Raw genomic sequence first — 20084 nt, forward strand, 5'->3', positions numbered from 1 at the left:
GAGGTCATACTGACAGAATCCATTTTCCCTGTCAAGCTTATGACCATTCAAAACAAAAAACAAAAAATCTTTTAATTTCAATTGGTTGCAATAAATGAATGCTTAGTCATGATTATTTCACATGGTTTATGCAAACTTCTTTGGAGCGATTTATTCATACTATTTTTATAGAGAAACATTTTATTTAATCATATCTTATTGTTTTATATTGAATTTTTATAACTAAAGAAAAGCTGCCTAAAGCTGCCAAACTTAAAATAACAAAGTTCAGATTTTTTATGTGACTCAGATCAAAGTTCTGCAATAAAGTCGGGAAACTATTGAAAATGCAATATGTTATTCAATACATTTGCTTACGGATTAAATAATCAAATGCGGTAGAATGTTTGATTCATACCGCACTGTATCGGCGTTTGCGCTATTTTTTATTTTGTTCGGGCTTATAGCCTTTTGGATAGGGATGTTTAGCAAGATAATTCATACCTATCGCAAAAATCAACCCAAGTAAGGCAAAAATGCCAAGTCCAATCGTCAGTTCCATTATTTGCCCTCCATGTTGGTTAAATGCTTTCGAATGAATCTTCCACCACATAAAAATGCGTATGCAGAAAATATCAATGAGATACCGTTGATGACTTTTAAAGAAATTACGCTACTATCCAGTAGCATAACAGGTACTGCCAATATTGCAACTTTGGCAATATCATCGCTCATTTTCGCCCATGCTTCTAACGTTGTGCGCTCTATCGGGCGTTGGATCAGGTTAAACATAGTATGTGCTTTCCTCCGGTTGTGTTAAAAGGAAGGCTAATCTAAAATAAAGCGCATTGCCACACACTGCCGAGCCACTTTTTTTACGATCCGGATCGCATAACAAAAAATAAGCCGAGGGTTTATGTCCGCCGCCAATGTTCAGCTATTAATGGAAAAAATCGAAAGTTACTTTCGGCAACTTTTGCCATACCAACAGCAGCCGATTTCCGCCAAGCTCGATTCGCGCTTATTTGCGACGGAAAATGAAACGGTGGGCGATTGTTTAACACAAATTCAGCAGACATTTTCCATTTTGAGGCAGGCAACGGAAGCGGAGCAAGTCGAGTTTTACACTGAAAAGTTATTGGCACAATATCACGCCCTGCTGGATATGCTGCAACCGACAGCCTCCGTTCAACCGCACTTTGCCGCTAATTTCACGCCCAAAGCAGCGACCAAGAAAAACAAACACCAAGTGCATGATTTGCCGCCCCAAGTGCGGTTGGAGAAATACTATCAATTTTTGCGCCAATTAAATGATTTAATCGCGCAACAGAACGACGCTATGCTGCAAGCGGAACCCTTGCAACAAGCCGCTTGGCTACAACGAATCCAACAAACTGAACAGCGTAAACAACGTTGCCAAGATGCAATTGATAATTTAGAAGAATATCTGCTATTTGTGGCAGAAAGGGACAATCTGTGAGCTTGTGTTTTTTTGATATTTACGATCCGGATCGCAAACATTTTTGTTCAGGCTGCTAATCAAGTCAAACTTACCTTACGCTTATTTTATCTTTTAACTCAATGATAAACCGGGGATAAAACATGAAAAGGCGTTACTCTCATTTCAAAAAGACAAATTGGTATTTACTGAAAAGACCGATAAAAAAAGAAACATCCGATTCATGGGCAAAGAACTTGGAAGATTTAGCCAAAGTTGCGCTGCTTGCGATACCTGTTGTACTATATGGGCAGTATAGTTGGTGGTTTAAGAGCATTAATCTGGTGTTATTGTCTTTCGCTACATATGGAATTTTATTATGCGGTAAAGAACTCAGAAAATATCAGGACAGCCTTTCACAGGAGGAAACATAATGGAAACAACGATTGTTTTGCTTATTCTTCTCGCCATGGTTATCGGTATGCTCCTTGCGATTAAAAGTGCGGTGCGAGATGCCATTAAAGAAGATGAAAAAAATGCGAAAAGTTAAAACATAAAGGCTACCAAGCGGTAGCCTTCTTTCATTGCCTTTTCAAAACTGTTTATAATCGTTCGCCTGTTGTAATAGCTGGCGGCTTTCTTTCATAAATAACGGTGAATAATCGCCAAACCAGTCACTGACTTGTTTAAATGCTTGGATGAATCCGGCACGATCATGTTGTTCAAAAAAACCTAACGCCTCTTCGTAACTTTGCTTCAATGATTCAATCACCGCTAAATTTTCCGGTTTATCTAAAATAATATCGGCATATAACTCCCCGTCTTGCGCAAATAAACGCCCGATCATTGCCAATTCCAACCGATAAATCGGTGAGGATAACGCCAATAATTGCGCCAATTCGACCGGCTGACGGGATAAATGCAAGCCGTTGGCAAAAGTGGCAAAGTGGCGCAAGGCTTGAATATAGGTCATATTTTTATCGTGTTCTGCCGGATCAGTGCGGTAAATCGTTGCCCCCCACAGCTGCATTTGCTGCAACAGCCATTCATAACGTTCCGGATAACGCCCGTCGCAACGTACAATCAGTTGTTTGGCAAAGCTTGCAATATCCGGTCCGAACATCGGGTGCAAGCCCAGCACCGCACCTTGGTGCACCTCCAGCATTTTTTCAACCGGCTGGCGTTTGACTGAGGTGAAATCGAGCAACAGCATATTTTCACGCAAGTGCGGTTGCAAGCGCTCGATGGTTTCTAAGGTGTTGCGAATCGGCACAGTGACAATCACCACATCGGCATTATGCAAAATCTGATCCGCATGTTGCCACTCGGCACGCCCCAAATTTTCCACCTGATAACCGGACAATTGGAAATAGCGTCCGAACAAGCTACCGAGTTTGCCCTTTCCGCCGACAATCACGATTTTTTTAATCGCCGGATTGACGGTTTTAAAACCGCTTTTATGCTCGTTTTGGTAAGATTCGCGCATAATTCGGCGCAACAGATCTTCGATTAAATCCGGCGAAATCCCCATTTTTTCCGCTTCTTGCCGCCGCGCCACCAACATTTCCGCCTCACGCTCCGGCACATACACCGGCAAGCCGTGTTGGTGTTTCACTTGTCCGACTTCTGCCACCAGTTGCAGACGTTTTTCCAATAATTTCAATAAATTGCGATCCAGCTGATCAATTTCATCACGCAAAGGTTGCAGCGGTTGCATGTTGTCCTCTAGTTTCTATTTAATAATTGCTGATGAATTTTACGCAATAATTGCTCGGTTGTCTGCCAATCAATGCAGGCATCGGTGATCGAAACGCCATATTGCATTTGTTCAAACGGTTGCTCCGAGCTTTGGTTGCCGGCAAACAGGTTGCTCTCGATCATTAAACCGGTAATAGAGCGGTTGCCATCCAAAATTTGCTGCACCACCTCTTCCGCCACCAGCGGCTGGCGGCGGTAATCTTTATTCGAGTTGCCGTGGCTGCAATCGATCATAATCGACTGTTCTAAGCCGGCTTTTGCCAGTTCCTGCTCGCATTGTTGCACAAATTCCGCTTGGTAATTCGGCGCTTTGCCACCGCGCAAAATCACGTGTCCGTCTTTGTTGCCTGCGGTTTGCAGTAAACTCACCTGCCCCTGTTGATTAATGCCGATAAAGCGGTGTCTCATCGAAGCCGCTTTCAGCGCATTGATTGCGGTGGCTAAACTGCCGTCCGTGCCGTTTTTAAAACCGACCGACATTGACAACCCCGATGCCATTTCACGGTGCGTTTGCGATTCGGTGGTGCGCGCGCCGATTGCCGACCAACTGAACAGCTCCGCCATATATTGCGGCGAAATCGGATCAAGGGCTTCGGTTGCCAACGGCAAACCCAATTCGACCAAATCAATCAGCAATTTTCTTGCCAGCTGTAAACCATTCTCTACATCAAAACTACCGTCCAAGTGCGGATCATTAATCAACCCTTTCCAACCGACCGTGGTTCGCGGTTTTTCAAAATAAACCCGCATAACAACATAAATAGTGTCTTTCACTTCATCAGCCAATGCCTTTAACTTATGCGCATATTCCAACGCCGCTTGCGGATCATGGATCGAACAAGGCCCAATCACCAACAACAAACGCTTGTCTTGCTTATGAATAATGTTGGCAATATCATGTCGGGATTGTTCGATTTGTTGTTTCAGTTCCAAACTGAGTGGCAGCTTTTCTTTCAACTCTTGCGGAGTCATCAACACTTTTTCATCGTTGATATTCACGTTGTGGATTAAATCTTTATTGGCGACGGCGTTCATAAAATTCCTTATCAAGGTCTTTTTGTAAAAAATTTGATACAATGATTGTATAATTTTAGTTACGATAATCTATTTTAATTGGAAATTCAAGGGGAGATTTAAAGATAGCTGACCGCACTTTGAAATCAAGCTATTTTACGCCCTGCTAATAACATCTAACGAATGCCTTATTACGTGATTTTTCACCCTTTTGATTGCAATCCGACGCAACTCAACGTAAAATGCGCATTCCCTGTCATAGCTGAATTAGAGATCGGCTATTGATGTATTTTCACTAACACTATTTTTAGGAGTTATTATGTCTCTAAGCGCAGAAGCAAAAGCAAAAATCGTTGCTGACTTTGGTCGTGACGGTAGCGACACCGGTTCTTCCGAAGTTCAAATTGCGTTATTAACCGCACAAATCAACCACTTACAAGGACACTTCTCTGTTCATAAAAAAGACCATCACGGTCGTCGTGGTTTATTGCGTATGGTTTCTCGTCGTCGTAAATTATTAGACTACTTAAAACGCACTGATCTAGCACTTTACACTACAACAATCGAACGTTTAGGTTTACGCCGTTAATTTTCTATTTTTGTTTATGATTTCAAAGCCCTGCCAATGCAGGGCTTTTTTATGGCTGAAATTTTCTCATTCAAGACGCTAAAAAATCAAACCTGTCGAAAAATACCGCACTTTGTTTATAATTCCCTCAAACGCAATAAATATTTAAACTTGAGTGTTGACTTGCCCCGACGAAATTTGTATTATCTGCGCCACTCGTTAAGAGTCAACCGTGCGGAGGAATGGTCGAGCGGTTGAAGGCACCGGTCTTGAAAACCGGCGAGGGTTTACGCCCTCCGTGAGTTCGAATCTCACTTCCTCCGCCACTTTTCTGAATGAAGTCGTAAGTAATGGTCGCTAAATCAATAACTTACGGCTTTTTTTATTTTCTGAAATTTCTGTGAACGGTTCGTTTTCTGCAACCAACCCAAACTGGCTAACTGCTGAATATTCCCAAAACATTCCCACATTTGCATAGCTCAAAAGATGACTGGCATTGAGATGGGCATAGCGTTTTACCATCTCCACCGTTTCCCAACCGCCAAGTTCTTTCAATACCATCAAAGGTGTTCCGTTTTGGACATGCCAACTTGCCCAGGTGTGTCGCAGATCATGAAAGCGAAAATCTTGAATATTTGCCCGCGTTAATGCGCGCTGAAAATCTTCGCGATCAATTTCGCTAATGAATTTCCCCTTGCCTCGGTGAAAAACAAAATCAGAAATACGTTCCGCTCGTTTCTGTTTCAGCAGCGCTATTGCATCTCGGCTTAGTGGCAGCGGTCTTGCTTTGCCTGATTTTGCAACATCACTGGTAACGATTGCAATATTTCTCGCAAAATCAATTTTATCCCACGTCAGCGACAAAATTTCCGTCATTCGCGCACCGGTCATCAAAGCAAAAGAGCAAACATCTTTCATCCACCCGAGATTGAGCGATTCCACCAAGCGGAATGCTTCTTCTTTTGTGATCCAACGTACCCGCACTTTCGGTTCAGGATTTTTAGGGACATAAGGAATGCTATCTATCCAACCGGCTTTATGCGCCAAAGATAACGCGCGCATAATTGACGTGCGATATCGGTTTTGCGTTGAGGGTGAGAGTTTTTCTTTCGTGCTGGCTTTGTGCGTAGGCAAGTTATTCAGAATATCATCTGTTGTTAAAGAGCTAAGCGTTCGCCCACTTAACACACTGCGCCAATACTCCGTGTGCCGAATTTTTGTTTCCATATCCTTTTGACCGGTTGAGGTTTCAAGGAATCTAATCAGGGCTTCTTCAATTGTGCGTTCAGGTTTTTTATTAAGCTGATCAACTTTCCACGCTTCATATTTGAGTTTGTCATGGTACTCTTGCGCTAATTTTTTTTCAGTTGTTTTAGCAGAGCGTCTAATTCTCTGACCGCTCGGCGTTCTGAAATCAATCCACCAGATACCACTTGATGTTTTGTAGATCGACATTTTGGATTCTCCTTATCGCCGACCTGCATTTCTAGCCGACAAACATTATTTTGCTTTTTACGGTTTTTTTCAAGATCCGATTGATAAATGCGCCAAATTCGAGACCCTTCCATTTTAAAGAATCCCCACTTATATCGATGGTTATAGACTGTGCCGTAGCTTAAACTCAGCATTTCGGCGACATCGTTTATCGTTAAGGCTTTTTCCATATTGACCCCATAAAAAAGCCACCTTGCGGTGGCGTGGTTTTAAATGTCTTTCGTCTAACTCGTCTAAGCGCTAGACTAAGTTAGGCGACATCGCTTGGCAGGCTTGGCAGCGGTTGCCAGTGTGTAACTTCATCAAAAGATAGTTGTTCACATTCACCATAGTTGAGGTTGAAATCTTCAGTTTGCCAATATAAACGACCTGGAACTTTCTTGCTTTCACATAGTTCGGCAAGGGCTTCATAGCCATTGTAAATCAACACTCTTTTATCTTTTTCGGGTAACTGTTCACTACATTTTATCCAACCGTTATTTTTATTTGTTTTCATAAATACCGCCAAGCCAATATTCGTTGTGGTTTACCTAACTCACGCATAGTCGTGTCGAACGTGAAACCTTTTTTGCTGCTATATTCATTTTCAAAGGAAAATAACCGCCCGTTGTCGAGTTTGATTTGCACTCGATACAAACCATTTTTAGGTGGGAAATTACCTTCTTTTGCGGTTTTCCAGTTATCCATAGGCTACCCACTCAATCCGATTTTTAGATCCTCAATATTTTCAGGTGTCCATAAGTCCCCGCCTAATTGGGCGTAACCGGCAATATCTCGCCAATTATCTTCATAGTGCGGATTACCCGTCAAAATGCGTGCCATTTTGGTAGCAATCATCTCTAATGCCTCTTGCTGTTTCGCATTGAGTTCACCGGCATTGGCATAAATCACGGCTTTGATTTCCTGTGCAACTTTTGCCGTGTCAGCATAATCGCCATAGGTTTGTTGGCGGTGTTTTAAGGTGGTGTTGATGTTAGTCATAGTGTTTCCTTATTTTTCATGGCATTTAATAAAATATCTTGTACCGTGCGTTTGCTGTTGCGCCTTTCAATCACTAACGCATCAACCGTATGCTTGGCGCAGATGTGGTAAATAAAAACCGGACGATGATGTCCGGCTTGTGCTTGTCGTGTCGGCCCGATACGTTCGACGATTTGTTGGTACTGTTCCAAATCCCACCAGTGGCTGAAAAAGACGAGGATATTGCCGCCGTCTTGCAAATTCAGCCCATGTCCGGCACTTGCAGGGTGTGCAAACAAAATCGGGATTTTTCCAGTGTTCCAATCTTTAATCGTTTTCGGATCAGTATCGAGCAATTTGCCTTGTGGGAAGTGTCGTTGTAGCCGTGCCAGATCGCTTTTGAAATGATATGCAACCAACACTGGCATTCCGGCGGCTTCTTCAATAATGCTCTCCAACGCTTGCAGCTTGGCATTATGGGTTTCAATCCAATCACCGCTTTCGGTATAGACCGCACCGCTTGCCAATTGCAGACATTTGAGGGTTTTGGCGGCGGCATTGAGCGCTTCAACCTCTTCATTCTGAATTTGAGTGAACATCTCTTTTTCAAATTGTTGATACTGCTTTGCGACTTTCGGCGGTAGCTCAATTTCAATTACGGTTTGGATCGGTTCTTCAATATCAAAATAATCCGCTGCCTGAATCGACAAGCAGCAATCCGCTAATGCTTTTTGAATTTCAGCTTGTGCATAGCCGTAAGGCTCTTTGCGGCTGAATCCGCTTAAGCCAAGCGGAATCGAACGAAACCATCGCTCGGTAAATGCCGTGAAGGTATGCCCTAATCGTTCGCCTCGGTCGATGAACCATTGTTGCCCCCACAAATCGATTAAACCATTCGGCGATGGTGTGCCGGTGAGATTGACCCAACGTTTCACTTTATTATGCGCAACACTTGCCAATGCTCTCGCCCGTTTGCCGCCTTTGCGCGTGCGATAACTTTTCAACTTGGTGCTTTCATCGGCGATGATCATGGTGAACTGCCAATGATTGCCGAGCGTTTCCACAAGCCAAGGTACGTTTTCATAGTTTGTAGTGTAGATGTCTGCCGGCGTTGCCAATGCTTTTTGACGTTGGCCAACCGAACCGACAATTGGCTGCACAGTTAGATGACTAAGATGCGCCCATTTGCGCACTTCGTCTGGCCATGTGCTTTGTGCCACCCGCAAAGGCGCAAGTACCAAAACAGGCGGCTCAATAACACCTGCCAAAAGTAACGCATCAAGTGCGGTCAGCGTGCTGACTGTCTTGCCTGTTCCCATGCCAGCAAAGATGTTACAGCGTGGGTTTTGGACAATGTAATCAATAATCAGCTTTTGGTATTCTCTAGGGGAAAAGTCAATCATCGAATAACGCCTCAATATCAAAACTATCAACAATCACCACGCCAAACCCTAACTCAGCAATACGTTGATGTTCACGCAGCTGCCCTGCGGTGGCTTTTCGTCTCGGTGCTTTGCATTCGGCAAAAAATAACTTGCCGCCGGGCAACAAAATCATTCTATCCGGCACATTGCGCCGCGAGGGACTGGTAAACTTATACGCAATTCCGCCCTTGGCTTTGACAGTTTTCACTAGATGGGCTTCAATTTCAGATTCTCGAATTAATCTATTCACTACGCCACTCTCCTTTCGGCATCTGAGAGGTAACATCTTCCTTAGCCCACCGTAAAAATTTATCAATTGAAACTTTTGGATAGTGCCTCCCTCTAGCAACTGTTGGGCTATCGTACTGTACTGTTCCCAAAACTTTTTCGATATACAGGATTTGGCGATCATTAACCAACCCGAAGGGATCCACTGACTTTCGTTTTGCCGAATAGATATGACCGACGATCAAATCATCAACAGTTAGTGCTTTTTGTGTGCTTTCCATAATCAATCCTTTTTATACCGATACGCTTCAAACCCTCCGGCATTGAGCGGTAAATCTTGCGCCCATAGAGGATTGGTAGCGAGTAATCGGCTGAGTGTTTCAGGGGTGTATGCAACGGTGTCCGGTGCTTCGGTTAAAACTTCATCGTGTACCGTCAATACGATTTGATAACCGCTGTTTTCAATAAGCTGCATATTGTTCGCCATCACATCACGAGCGGCGGCTTGGGTGATATTTTCCGTCAGTTTTCCGGAATATGTGGCTATCCGTCCCCATTTACGACTGTAGGTATTCAGCCCGAAATAGGTGATTTTGCCGTCTTCAATTGCTATGCTTGGATAGCACAACTGACGACCTGACGGCAGACGAATGCGCAGCCAGTTTTTTGTCCGCAAAAAAGCTAAATCGCGATAGCGGAAGACCTTATCCGACTGTGTAATGGCGTTGCGTACCGCACTTTCCACCTCAGACCACAGCTTGACCGTCTGCGGGTGCGCTTCGCGCCACAAGCGTTTCAGTGCGTCGCAGGCGATATAAACCCGTTCGGATAAATCGTAAGTACGTTTTTGGTCGCTCGCCCAATGCCACGCCGACTTCGCTTGTGCCAAAATGTCAGGATTGATGCTGTCAAACGCATTATCGGCGAGTTCGTCCAAGTCGAGTTTATAGACTAATGCGAAGTTTAAAAACGCCCCGACACCGCCGCCGTAGCCTAATCCCAACTCCATTACCTTGCCGATTTGCCGTTGCGCTTTGGTCACCTTTTCAGGGTTCATACGAAAGGATTTGGCATAGGCTAATTTATACAGATCGTGTCCGCTGCCCTTGTCAAAATCCCGAAAGGCTTGTAGTTTCCATTTTTCACCGGCAAGCCAAATCAGCATTCGCCCTTCGATATTAGATAAATCCGACACCACCAGTTTTTTACCTTGTGGGGCGATTAAGCAACCGCGCAAAGCAGAGCTGGCAAGCTCGGTAACATTATCAAAAATCAAATCGGCGGCATCGGCTTTTAGTGCTGTGATACCAAAATCAATATCATCTTGATTCATACTAGGGCGTGGCAGGTTCTGCGGCTGAAAAATTCGCCCAGCCCACCGCCCAGTACGCCCTGCGCCACAAAATTGCAGCATACCGCGCAGTCTGCCGTCGCTATTTACGGCTTGCAGCAGGCGGCGGTATTTTGCGGTTGCTGTGCCGCTTGAATTGAGGCGATTGCGCAATAGCTCTTTGACCGGTTCGGGCAATTCCGGATCGTCTAATCGCCGTTCAATCGTTGAGGCGGTTAAATCCGGTAACTCAACGCCATATTGCTGTAGTATGTGGTCTAACAGCGCATCGCGTTGGGTGGTGCTGTGTACTGTGCCATCTGTCATGGTCTGCGCTTGTTGGCGCAATTCGGCTTGTTCTTTTGTCACCGCTCGGATAGCCGCTTCCGCTAAAGTGCGGTCCACGGCAACGCCCCGATCGTTAATCTTTTGGTCAAGTTGCCACAAGGCTAATTCCCCTGCGATTAAATTCCATGTCGGCAGTCGTTTATGCACTTCTCGCATGGCGATAATATCGAGCCGTGCGTACGCTTTGAAGCGCAGCCACTCCTCCGGATGTGTGTGGCGGGTTGCCCTGTCCAGCTTGCGGTTTTTGCCCAGTGGTTTGCAAAAAAGCTGAATCAATTGTTTTCCCGCCTTATCTTTGGCTTTGTCTGTCGGCACGCCAAACACCTCACACAGCTCCGCCAGTGCGCCCGGCAAGCTGTGCAGATAGGCGATGATCATCGTGTCTAGGAAACGCTGAATACGAAAATCTACCGTTGGCAATGCGTGGCGCAATACGGTGCGGTCAAAGTGCGAATTGTGAAACATCAAGGTTATCGTCGGGTCGGCAAGATACTGTTTTAAATCCGACGGCATCGGCTCGGCAGTCGCGTCCCACACCTGCACCTCGCCATCATCCAACGCATAGGCAAACAGCAATATTTCTACGTTTTCAGCATAGGCGTGAACCCCATTGCGGATCGGGATATCACTGTAAGTTTCCAAATCAGCGTATAGTATCGGCATTGTGCACCTCACAAAACTGATCGTTATTCTCCACCACCCAAACTCCACCGGCACGTTCGCAACGGTCTTTTTCGGCGGCAACATAATATTCAAAATCGCTATCACTCGCCCACAAAAAGCCGACAAGTACCACGATAAATAGAAGCCAATTTTTCATAATGAATTCCTTATGGCTGAAAAAAGGGTGCAAGAAACCGCACTTTGCCAAAAGCAAGGTGTAAAGTGCGGTGCGGTTAAATTATGGCTTCAATGCCAACTGGGGTTGTTGCGGCTGTTCCGGTTTTGGCTTCGTGCGCATCAGCTCAAACACTTGCAGATAGTTTTGCAGGTGGATATTGGCGGCACGCAGATGTTCATCAACATTATGCCGTGCGTTGTAATTGAGCAGCTTAAGCGCAGGAGAAAGCGTGTCGTTCCACTCTTTTTCAAGGTAGCTGATGTGCTTGGCAACCGCATAGAGATTTTGTCCAAAGGAGGAAAAATCAAAGCTGGCTAAAGGGTGTGCTTTCGCTGTTGGTTGCGTAATAGTCGCTTTCGTCGCCGATTGGTAGGCTGCTAAATAGCAGTCATGGTAGCGCGCGACCTCGCTGCGCAAATGGCAAACCACGTTATCATAAATTGCCGGGTGTAAATCGCGAATTTGGCGCAATCCGTAGTAATCAAAGAACCATTTATAAATGGTGTTGGGGTGTAGCTGGCGCAGATGTGAAATCCGCATAACGTAACCGCTCAGCGTTTCGATTTGGGTTCGTGTCAGACAAGTGTCGGTTGGGCGGTGATATTGCCGTCCTTTCGGAATTTGTGTGAACGGCGGCAAAATCTTGCCTTTCTATTTGACTGCGCTTTTGCCGATGTTGTGCATTTGCATAAAGGCGCGGATCACCGTCAAATGAAATTTCGGGCTGATCCACATGGCGTAGGCGAGGACAAGTTCTTCGCAAGCCCATACACCAGCATTTAATCCGCCTCTGAATGTTTTTTGAGCTAAGCTCATATCTGAGCTTTGGTCTTTTTCAATTTCAGCAATCAGATCTTTTGTTTGTTCGAGGCGAATAAAATTACTAGGGCGATAACTTTCAGTTGTGCCACTAGCTTTGTAAATATCGTTTAATGAGTGTAAACCTTCTAAAGTGCGGATCGAGGTGTTGAGAATTGCTAAGTTTGTCATGATTTTTATCCTACTAGCGATTTTAATTTGCCCCATTGTTCAGATAGGGTGATCGGGTGCTTGAACACTGCTAGTAGACAGCCTTTCGTTTTTCCTTGCGGTCTTGTATGTACGAAACGCCACCCGATCATAAAATCAGGATAAAAAAATACCGCACTTTAATGCGGTTGTTCCGCTACTAGTCATAGGTGTGTTCAGCACCGTTAGCAGAATACTACTGAAATTTTATTTTTTCGTCAATAAAGATTTTCAAAAGTGCAGATCAAGGTATTGAGGATAGATAAGTTTGACATAATTTTGTACCTTAACGTTTAGTAATAAGCCGATCACTTAGTTGGTGATCGGGCTTCAACTACCACGTTAAGATGGCGGAGCTTATTCCCTTACGGTATTCTATTAGGCTCTCTAGACCCGATCATAGACGATCTATAACTAAAATTTAGGTACAAAAAAACCGCTTTATTATCGGAGCGAGATAACCGACTTAACGAGATAGTGGAGTCATCTTAATCCGAAAATGTGCGGTTTGTCAAATACTACAAAACAAAAAATTTATTTTGTAAACACGATTTCAAAACCTATTAGGGGAACATAGCGTTAATAATCTCTTTTTTTTCAGTAAACCGAATATAATTCAGTTCATCTACTGATAACGTAGTTTTTCTTAAATTATCTTTTTCACTTTTTATATCAATATCACCACTTATAAACCTTACAGTAAACCAATAGTTAATATTATTGTAATAATCGGATTCTAGTATCAAGCGTGACTTGGCATTTATAAAACATCCATGAGATCCACCATTAAGTTTTTCCTCTAAGAAACAGACACCCATTTTTGTATTAATATTCGGTTTTTCCAAATCTATTTTTTCTAGAACTTCTCTTAATAATGGATATTTTTTTAGCTGCTGCAAGGTGCTTGCATACATCCAAACCCATTCATCGACGTTTTTTTTATTCTTTGTAATACGTTCTAAATCGTAAGATATTTCCTGTATTTCATTTATATTGTTTTCTGAAATTGCATTTAAATACCGTTCGTTATAGCTCTTGAAAGTATCGTTGGCATAAGCCAACGATACCATAAGAGAAAATATTAAAACTAATACTTTTCTAATCATTTAAATATAAGACTCTTTCTAATCTCTTTACTTGTAGAAGGAACAATCCCACTACCGGAATCATAAGTAAATCTAATATTTAGCACAATAATAATTTCTTTCCCTCGGTGTATATTTGGAATATCCACTTTTAGATCACCTATGTATTTATAGGCTTGAGGGATAACAATACTTTTATCATTAGGAGATAGCCCCCCTTTATAAAGGATTTCATCTCCTACCCGTATTTCATAACTAGATACGCTAAAATCACTACTATTTAATACTTGTTTATTCGGCATGTCAATACTAATTGCTGCAGATAGCTGATTACCAACAAGCGAAATATACCCATATAAACTTCCTGAAGCAGTTGCGCCAACGCCTTCAGCAAGAACATAATTGGGAAAGGTCTCAGATAGTTTAATTGTTTCACGAGGTAGTGCACTAAAAACCTTCTCTAATTCGGGCTTACTAACATTATAAACCTTAGACAGTTGATTAGCTAAGTCTTTTAAAATTATTAACATATCAATTAACTTTTGCTTTTCATTAATCTCAGACATTCTATATTTAAGAACAGAGTGTAGCCATAGTCGTAAGCTACCTGTAACAGATAGCATTAGATCAAAGTCTTCCTTGTGAACTTTAGAAAGTCCAAATTTAGGTATATTATCACTTTCTGCTTTATTTGCAGCAGCACTAGACTGATTGGTTTTTTCTCTCTGCTTAATAATTTCTTCATATAAAACTTTTATTTTATCAAATAATTGATTAAGCTCAGACAACCCCTTCTCAACTTCAGGAGTCTTAGAAAGTTTTCCGTACAGCTCCAATAAAATAATATATTGCTCCTCCATTTCTTTAAACATATTAACTTCACTAGGCATCCTATTTAATTTATTCGTCATTTCTGAACTCAGCTGATTCACTACCGAATGCCTAACAGTTTTATTGGGATCTAGGGATACCCTGTGATTGAAGTTAAGATTCTCAATCCTAAAAGGGTTAGGATCTATTTTGTCTAATGGAAATTTAGTTTCCTTAATCACTAAATAAGGTTCACGAGCAGTTACTACAATTTCAGGAAGAGTTGTGTGGTTCATATATATATATATCTCCGTTATATAAATTAAGTATTATAAATAAGCCTATAAAATTTAGCCCCCAAACTTGAGGGCTAAATAATAATTACACTTCAACAGTGCCTATATTCACGATAATATCCGTTCCGGTTAGGGAGAACCGCACTTTATCAGCGAACTCTTCTGCAATGGCTTCTTTTAGTGCTTCGGCTTTCACCATACGCAACACTAAAATCGGCTCGTCGCTACCGGTTAAAATTCGTAGGCGTAATGTAATGTCACGAATATTTAAGCCGCTATAGGTTTCACAGGTGAAAGTGAAACTGTGTGGGATCGTGAGTTTGCTTTTTGCTTCCACACTTTCCATTGCCGATTTCTTAGCGGCAAAATCACCAACTTCGTGTTCTTCACTTTTAGCATAATCCAATGTGATTTTCCTCACTGCCGCAAGTGCATTGGCAAAGCTGATTTCTTCGCCGGCGTCGTCAAACGCCGTAATGTTGTCCGCCCAATCCTCAAGCCAATCCGACAGTTCGCTTTGTTCCAGCTGTCGCTCGTCAATGCTGCTAACGGCTTCAAACGCAGCGGTAGCAGATAAACTCAGTTCTGCGGCATGCAGAGCGTGTCCCGGTGAAGCTATATCACCAAGGTCAAATAGGGTTCTGGCTGACATGGTGTCAGGATTGACAAAACACTGTGCGCTTGGCTGAACGTTGCGCTCAACGTAGCTGATGTAATCACGATAATGCGAGGTGCGATAAACAACACGATAACTGTTACGCTGTGCTTGATAACGCTCAAGCGGAAAGACCTGCATATCTTTCGGCACAATGGCAAGAGGGTAATCCGTCGGGCTAATGCGCACAGAAGAGAGTGCTAAGTCTTTGATTTCTTGAATGGCTGTCTTATCCATTATGTTTTTCCTTTTGTTAAACGGCTTTGGCTTGTTTGATGTGGATCACATTGTCTTTGGTCTCCACACGCTCAGGAGTAACCGATAAACGTCCGCCTTTGTGGACATACATCGGGGTGGCGGTGGTATCTTCTTCCGATACCTTGCCGCGTTTGGTCGGCTGCGAGTAGATCAGTTTGTGCGAGATTTGCACTTTTGAGTTGGTCGAACTATCGCTATCGCTTTCCATCTTTTTCAAAGTAAATTCAAGAATGACCTTACCTTGTTTGTCATGTGTCACTGTGCCGAGTGCGACTTGAGAAAGTGCGGTTGCCACTTTCGATACAAAAACACTGGCATCTAATTCATCTAAAAAATCTTGTAGATTGGTTTTCATCAGACTGTTTCCTTAATTTAGGTAAAAAAGAAGCCGCCCTCAGGCAGCTCTGTACTTTGGTGAAAAATGCAAAGTGCGATCACATAAAATCATCTGCACCGCTGTCATCAACAGATAAATCATCAAAATCATCGGCACTGGCAACACCGCCACCGGCAAAGGCATCACCATCACGGACGAATTGAATGCCGGAAAGCGAGGCGTTGATGCGTTTGCCGTATTTGTTGTCCTGCGCCCAGATGTCGATTACCGCATTGACATAGCAACCGGCATAAGGCTTACCATCGGCTTGCACCAATTCTTGTCGATTGCGATCGACAACTTTGGGGCGCGCTTTGTTATGGGCGGATACAAAAAACTTGCCTTCAAAGCCTTCGTACTCCGGTTTTTCTGCGCCATCGTGCAAACAAAACGCATTTTTGGCTTTAATGGCTTTCCAGTTTGCCTCCATTTTTTCTTCCCATTTATCTTCGGCAACCGCTTTCATTGCGGACATCACGGCGTTGTAGTTGTCGCTGCCTTTATCGAACAACAAGACAGCACTAAAACGCGGGTCGCCCTCACCGTTAATAGTTTTGGCTTCAAATAATGCAGGGAATGCTAAACGCACATCTTTTAACGTTACTTTCATAGTTTTTCCTTATGGATTGGGTTAAGTTAAATCTTCAAAATCATCATTGCTGATGACAATGGCGGGTCTTTTATCAGAAAGCGGCACAACCGATGGTGAGCCGTCTTTTTGGATAATGAAGTCTTGGATTTTGTCCCATTTATTTGGGGTGGTTTTGAGCAGCTTTTCTGCCTGGGTTGGGCTGATCAGCTTTTTGTTGTACATTTCGTCCACTTTCAAGCGTAACGATTTCAACTTCGCTTCTGCTTCGGTTTCGTCCGTCCAGCTACGCGCGCCTTTTTTACCCGCAACCAATTTGTAGCCCGGTACGTCGTTGCCATTCATCAATTCGGCAGTCGCCCGTATGCGCACCGCTTTGCAGAAACTTTCGATTAAATCCAGTTCCGGCAATAGGTGGGCGATATGCCGATTGTCACAGTTTGCCACTCTCTCCATCGCAGCCTCAAAATTGGTCGGTTTATCCAAATCGACAAAATCGTCAGCAACGGTATTGACAACGTGTTGGGCAAGGGCGTGGCATTTCGCTTTTGCCTTGCAAAATTTGCAGGCTTTTTCTTGCGGAGCAAAATCGCCCTCTTGCACTTCGCCACCGTTTAGCAAACGCACCGCATTCGCTGCCTGTGCTTTTGCACGTTCAGCAAAGGCAAGTAGTTCCTCAATGGTCAGCACCCACTCCGACACCGAATTTAACCGCACTTGATGGACACATAACCGCACTTGACGAATATCATGTACGAACTGATAAATATCGTATGCGCCCAAGGCGTAAAGCTGTAACTGTTCATTGCCTTCGGCATCGACTTTCACGCCTTTTCCATATTTCAGATCGTGAATTTGGATTTCATCGCCATTCAAAATCAATGCGTCCACCGTTCCGAAAGAATCGGGCTGTCCGATATAGTGTGAAAAGTCCACTCGGATTTCGATAAGCAATTCGCCGTTGGTGGCATAATCGCGTACGGCATGAATGTATTTCGGCACATATTCCAGCATTTCTTCATCGACGGCGGGATAGTCCGGTCCTGCCGGTTTATTGCCCAGGTACGCCGGCGCGCAATTCACCTGATTACGCAAACAGAATTCGGCAAGGGCGTGTGCTGTTGTACCTAAATCCGCATCGGGCGAGCTTTTGTCTTCGCTTTCTGCTTCCAATAGCAACGAGCCGTTACACCGCAACCAGCGGTGCGCACCACTCGGTGATAACAATGCGTGTTCACTCGGCATCGTTCACCCCCGCTTTTTCGGCTAAAAGCTGCAGTTGTTCAAGCAATAGCGATAAATCGTTATCCGCAACGGTGGATACCCCTTTCGCCTTGAAACCGCTAAAGATTTCCACCAGTCCGGCGCGATCAACAGACACCAAATTCAGTGTCAGCGCTTGGCATTGTTTGCGCAAGGTTTCGTTATTGACCGCAGGTTCTGCTGCTTTTGTTTCGGTTTGTGCGAGAGAAGTGTCGTCTGCCAGAGGATTTGACGGCGGTGTATTTTCTGATGTAGCCGCTGTCGCTTCGACGGTAACTGCTTCGGTTGCCATAAAATCGGCGAACAGACTGCATAGACGATTAATGGCTTCTGTGTTTGCTTGTAAGGCTTGTTCTAACATGAGGTTCTCCTATAACATGATGAAAATCAGGACAAGTAAAGTAAAATGCAGGGTTGCTAAAACCCAGAATTCAGGCTCTTTCATAAATTTCAGGTATAAAAAAGCCCACGCGAGGTGGGCTATAGTGGGTTGAATTACTAAATTAATTCCCGGCATTGCCGTTGGATTTTTTGCTTAGCATGGATCGTATTGAAATTGTTATTGCTATGTGTGTGCAACTTATGACACACGGTTACCGGTTTTGATCGCTGAGGCAGGGTTTCACATAATACCGCAATCCGCACTTGGTGCTCCCTGTTGCGTTTCGCATTTTGTTGTTCACGGCTTTTTGCAAACATACGCTGCAATCTACCGGCTTTTCCGATTAATTTTTCCGAAGTGCGGTCCACGTAAACCGTTTCGCACACCACTGGACAGACTAATGTTGTCATACTGCGTTCTCCATTAAAAATAACCACTGATACAATGCCTATTTGTAATAGGTGAGATCAGATTGCTTATTAACCACAACACGCCTAGCTGAATAGGCGATTCCGTTGCCGGAACGCTGATCTCATTATTTTGTGTTTGCCTCAGCCCCCCTCGCACACAATGCGAACGCTTTCACGCTATAGGGGGTTAACCAGTAATGTTAAAGAACGGTAGCCAGTTTGGCTTTGTTGGGAATAATACTAATACATTTGTATTTTATTTGCAAATATATTTGTGATAAATTTGCAAATATATTTGTAAATGAGTTGTATTCTATTGTTTTAATACGGAAAAAATTTTGAATTTTTTTGATGATTGGGCGAATTATTGAATTTTAGACGTTAAAAAACCGCTCGATTGAGCGGTTAGATTGGATTTTACACGCTTAAGAATCTAAAAATGACCACCAAAACACTTGGCCAAGAATAGTGACATCTTGTAAGTCCGCCTCTTCATCGTCATATTCTGCAGTGTTGTAGCTGCGAATTCGCACTTGATTATTCGGCAAACGCTGTAATAATTTTATCCGCAAAAGCTCACCGTGATTAATGGCATACATCTTGCCGTCTTTGATCTCTTTACAACCAAGATTAACACCAACTGTTGTGCCATCTGGTAGCACAGGCTCCATACTGTTGCCTTTTGCGGTTAAGCATACCGCCTGATTGTACTGTACACCGGCACGGCGCAATGTTGCTTTGGAAAAACGCAATTTGAAGCCATTATAATCGGCAATATCGTCCGCAAAGCCATTGCCGGCGGCAAGCCGAATATCTTTGTAGAAAGGCACGGCAACCTCGTCTTCATTCAATGGCGTATGACGATCCCATAAGTCAAAGCCACCAATTTCACCAACATTCGATTCGATTTCTTTTCCGGTATCCAAATCTTCAAAATCGTCTATTACCCCGAGCCAACGCCGGGTATCTTCGTTATCTTCGCCGAACTGTAAATAGGCTGCGCTAACCCCAAGCCATTTTGCCACTTTAGCTCGCGCATCCCCTTTTAAATCACTTAACCCTTTATAGTACCGCCGTGCCATTTCGTAGCTCATTCCGGTACCTTGGCTTAACTCCTTTATCGTTAAGCCTTTTTCATTCATCAAGTTCACTAAACGGGTTGTAATCGTGTCTTTACTCATCATCCTACCTCCCTTTGCTATTTATGCCTTTATTCTATCGCAGTCCGCATTTTTTGCAAATAAATTTGCATTTAACTTGCTCAAGTGGTAATTTTGAATTTGTTTTATATTTGATTTTAAGTTGCTTTAAATTAGTAAGGAGTTGTGAAATGACTGCAACCGGAAAAGCTATCTTCTCGTTGGGCGGACCATCTAAAGTCGCCAGATACTTTAATATCTCCCCTTGGGCAGTAAATATGTGGGTCCGAAATAATAAAATCCCTGCGGAACGTTGTCCTGATATTGAGCTATTAACAAAAGGGGAAATCAAGTGTGAAGACCTGCGCCCTGATGTGAATTGGTCAGTTTTGCGCAATAAAAAACGCAGAACCGCAAGAAAGGGGTGATTT

The 20084-nt window shown here is 43.5% G+C and carries 29 protein-coding genes and 1 tRNA gene; 5 read left to right on the top strand and 25 right to left on the bottom strand.

Annotation, left to right across the window (positions count from 1 at the left end; translation table 11 throughout):
* Window positions 1–418 precede the first annotated feature (418 nt).
* Entirely contained in the window at window positions 419–541 is a 123-nt protein-coding gene (locus ACQ31U_RS00005; protein ID WP_431052713.1) for a hypothetical protein, read from the bottom strand.
* A complete protein-coding gene (locus tag ACQ31U_RS00010) occupies window positions 541–771 on the bottom strand; it encodes a hypothetical protein (protein WP_431052715.1) in 231 nt (76 codons plus the stop codon). Before ACQ31U_RS00010 ends, ACQ31U_RS00005 begins: the two co-directional genes overlap by 1 nt.
* Window positions 772–895: 124 nt before the next feature.
* On the opposite strand from ACQ31U_RS00010, the gene priC reads away from it, so the two are divergent.
* Both priC and ACQ31U_RS00020 read left to right on the top strand, forming a co-directional pair.
* Window positions 896–1459 (top strand): primosomal replication protein PriC, encoded by a 564-nt coding sequence (gene priC, locus ACQ31U_RS00015; RefSeq protein WP_431052717.1) that lies wholly within the window; start codon window positions 896–898, stop codon window positions 1457–1459.
* Window positions 1460–1581: 122 nt separating this feature from the next.
* Window positions 1582–1851: a hypothetical protein gene (locus ACQ31U_RS00020; protein WP_431052719.1), complete on the top strand. Its 270-nt coding sequence runs from the start codon at window positions 1582–1584 to the stop codon at window positions 1849–1851.
* Window positions 1852–2009: 158 nt separating this feature from the next.
* On the opposite strand, the gene tyrA is transcribed toward ACQ31U_RS00020, so the two are convergent.
* Complete coding sequence (tyrA, locus tag ACQ31U_RS00025; RefSeq protein WP_431052721.1) at window positions 2010–3134, bottom strand: bifunctional chorismate mutase/prephenate dehydrogenase; 1125 nt, start codon at window positions 3132–3134, stop codon at window positions 2010–2012.
* An 8-nt stretch (window positions 3135–3142) separates the two neighbouring features.
* On the bottom strand, window positions 3143–4210 hold the full coding sequence (locus ACQ31U_RS00030; protein ID WP_431052723.1) for a 3-deoxy-7-phosphoheptulonate synthase: 1068 nt from the start codon (window positions 4208–4210) through the stop codon (window positions 3143–3145).
* A gap of 298 nt (window positions 4211–4508) precedes the next feature.
* On the opposite strand from ACQ31U_RS00030, the gene rpsO reads away from it, so the two are divergent.
* Both rpsO and ACQ31U_RS00040 read left to right on the top strand, forming a co-directional pair.
* Window positions 4509–4778 (top strand): 30S ribosomal protein S15, encoded by a 270-nt coding sequence (rpsO, locus tag ACQ31U_RS00035; RefSeq protein ID WP_431052725.1) that lies wholly within the window; start codon window positions 4509–4511, stop codon window positions 4776–4778.
* 215 nt (window positions 4779–4993) lie between these two features.
* A tRNA-Ser gene (locus tag ACQ31U_RS00040) sits at window positions 4994–5083 on the top strand.
* Between the two features lie 31 nt (window positions 5084–5114).
* Here ACQ31U_RS00040 and ACQ31U_RS00045 read toward each other — a convergent pair.
* From ACQ31U_RS00045 to ACQ31U_RS00145, 21 genes are all read right to left on the bottom strand, one after another.
* Window positions 5115–6212, bottom strand: a complete 1098-nt coding sequence (locus ACQ31U_RS00045) for a tyrosine-type recombinase/integrase (protein ID WP_431052727.1) — start codon at window positions 6210–6212, stop codon at window positions 5115–5117.
* On the bottom strand, window positions 6110–6421 hold the full coding sequence (locus tag ACQ31U_RS00050; protein ID WP_431052729.1) for a helix-turn-helix domain-containing protein: 312 nt from the start codon (window positions 6419–6421) through the stop codon (window positions 6110–6112). Before ACQ31U_RS00050 ends, ACQ31U_RS00045 begins: the two co-directional genes overlap by 103 nt.
* Window positions 6422–6501: 80 nt before the next feature.
* Complete coding sequence (locus ACQ31U_RS00055) at window positions 6502–6747, bottom strand: DUF551 domain-containing protein (RefSeq protein WP_431052731.1); 246 nt, start codon at window positions 6745–6747, stop codon at window positions 6502–6504.
* Complete coding sequence (locus ACQ31U_RS00060) at window positions 6744–6938, bottom strand: hypothetical protein (protein WP_431052733.1); 195 nt, start codon at window positions 6936–6938, stop codon at window positions 6744–6746. The genes ACQ31U_RS00055 and ACQ31U_RS00060 overlap by 4 nt, the downstream gene beginning before the upstream one ends.
* Before the next feature lie 3 nt (window positions 6939–6941).
* A complete protein-coding gene (locus ACQ31U_RS00065; RefSeq protein ID WP_431052735.1) occupies window positions 6942–7232 on the bottom strand; it encodes a DUF6378 domain-containing protein in 291 nt (96 codons plus the stop codon).
* Complete coding sequence (locus tag ACQ31U_RS00070) at window positions 7229–8614, bottom strand: SNF2-related protein (protein WP_431052737.1); 1386 nt, start codon at window positions 8612–8614, stop codon at window positions 7229–7231. The genes ACQ31U_RS00065 and ACQ31U_RS00070 overlap by 4 nt, the downstream gene beginning before the upstream one ends.
* Window positions 8607–8885 (bottom strand): hypothetical protein, encoded by a 279-nt coding sequence (locus ACQ31U_RS00075; protein ID WP_431052738.1) that lies wholly within the window; start codon window positions 8883–8885, stop codon window positions 8607–8609. The genes ACQ31U_RS00070 and ACQ31U_RS00075 overlap by 8 nt, the downstream gene beginning before the upstream one ends.
* Window positions 8878–9144: a hypothetical protein gene (locus ACQ31U_RS00080; RefSeq protein ID WP_431052740.1), complete on the bottom strand. Its 267-nt coding sequence runs from the start codon at window positions 9142–9144 to the stop codon at window positions 8878–8880. The genes ACQ31U_RS00075 and ACQ31U_RS00080 overlap by 8 nt, the downstream gene beginning before the upstream one ends.
* Window positions 9145–9146: 2 nt before the next feature.
* A complete protein-coding gene (locus tag ACQ31U_RS00085) occupies window positions 9147–11204 on the bottom strand; it encodes a DNA polymerase (protein WP_431052742.1) in 2058 nt (685 codons plus the stop codon).
* Complete coding sequence (locus ACQ31U_RS00090; protein ID WP_431052744.1) at window positions 11185–11361, bottom strand: hypothetical protein; 177 nt, start codon at window positions 11359–11361, stop codon at window positions 11185–11187. The genes ACQ31U_RS00085 and ACQ31U_RS00090 overlap by 20 nt, the downstream gene beginning before the upstream one ends.
* Before the next feature lie 81 nt (window positions 11362–11442).
* Window positions 11443–12021 carry a hypothetical protein gene (locus ACQ31U_RS00095; protein ID WP_431052746.1) on the bottom strand — a complete coding sequence of 193 codons (579 nt, stop codon included), beginning with the start codon at window positions 12019–12021 and terminating at the stop codon, window positions 11443–11445.
* Window positions 12022–12033: 12 nt separating this feature from the next.
* The gene (locus tag ACQ31U_RS00100; RefSeq protein ID WP_431052748.1) at window positions 12034–12372 is read right to left on the bottom strand and encodes a KilA-N domain-containing protein; all 339 of its coding nucleotides are present in this window, start codon (window positions 12370–12372) and stop codon (window positions 12034–12036) included.
* A gap of 581 nt (window positions 12373–12953) precedes the next feature.
* Window positions 12954–13496 carry a hypothetical protein gene (locus tag ACQ31U_RS00105; RefSeq protein WP_431052750.1) on the bottom strand — a complete coding sequence of 181 codons (543 nt, stop codon included), beginning with the start codon at window positions 13494–13496 and terminating at the stop codon, window positions 12954–12956.
* On the bottom strand, window positions 13493–14581 hold the full coding sequence (locus ACQ31U_RS00110; protein ID WP_431052752.1) for a hypothetical protein: 1089 nt from the start codon (window positions 14579–14581) through the stop codon (window positions 13493–13495). The genes ACQ31U_RS00105 and ACQ31U_RS00110 overlap by 4 nt, the downstream gene beginning before the upstream one ends.
* Before the next feature lie 85 nt (window positions 14582–14666).
* On the bottom strand, window positions 14667–15473 hold the full coding sequence (locus ACQ31U_RS00115; RefSeq protein ID WP_431052753.1) for a DUF2303 family protein: 807 nt from the start codon (window positions 15471–15473) through the stop codon (window positions 14667–14669).
* A 16-nt stretch (window positions 15474–15489) separates the two neighbouring features.
* Window positions 15490–15849, bottom strand: coding sequence for a hypothetical protein (locus ACQ31U_RS00120; RefSeq protein ID WP_431052755.1), 360 nt, complete (start codon window positions 15847–15849; stop codon window positions 15490–15492).
* A 79-nt stretch (window positions 15850–15928) separates the two neighbouring features.
* The gene (locus tag ACQ31U_RS00125; protein WP_431052757.1) at window positions 15929–16480 is read right to left on the bottom strand and encodes a DUF2815 family protein; all 552 of its coding nucleotides are present in this window, start codon (window positions 16478–16480) and stop codon (window positions 15929–15931) included.
* Window positions 16481–16501: 21 nt separating this feature from the next.
* Entirely contained in the window at window positions 16502–17704 is a 1203-nt protein-coding gene (locus ACQ31U_RS00130) for a DUF2800 domain-containing protein (RefSeq protein ID WP_431052759.1), read from the bottom strand.
* On the bottom strand, window positions 17694–18083 hold the full coding sequence (locus ACQ31U_RS00135; protein ID WP_431052761.1) for a hypothetical protein: 390 nt from the start codon (window positions 18081–18083) through the stop codon (window positions 17694–17696). Before ACQ31U_RS00135 ends, ACQ31U_RS00130 begins: the two co-directional genes overlap by 11 nt.
* 137 nt (window positions 18084–18220) lie before the next feature.
* Window positions 18221–18514 (bottom strand): hypothetical protein, encoded by a 294-nt coding sequence (locus ACQ31U_RS00140; protein ID WP_431052763.1) that lies wholly within the window; start codon window positions 18512–18514, stop codon window positions 18221–18223.
* A 425-nt stretch (window positions 18515–18939) separates the two neighbouring features.
* Window positions 18940–19695, bottom strand: a complete 756-nt coding sequence (locus ACQ31U_RS00145; protein ID WP_431054354.1) for an XRE family transcriptional regulator — start codon at window positions 19693–19695, stop codon at window positions 18940–18942.
* Between the two features lie 149 nt (window positions 19696–19844).
* Here ACQ31U_RS00145 and ACQ31U_RS00150 point away from each other — a divergent pair, with 149 nt between their 5' ends.
* Window positions 19845–20081 (top strand): Cro/CI family transcriptional regulator, encoded by a 237-nt coding sequence (locus tag ACQ31U_RS00150; protein WP_431052765.1) that lies wholly within the window; start codon window positions 19845–19847, stop codon window positions 20079–20081.
* Window positions 20082–20084 lie beyond the last annotated feature (3 nt).

The sequence above is a fragment of the Testudinibacter sp. TW-1 genome (assembly GCF_050613185.1).
Lineage (GTDB): Bacteria > Pseudomonadota > Gammaproteobacteria > Enterobacterales > Pasteurellaceae > Chelonobacter.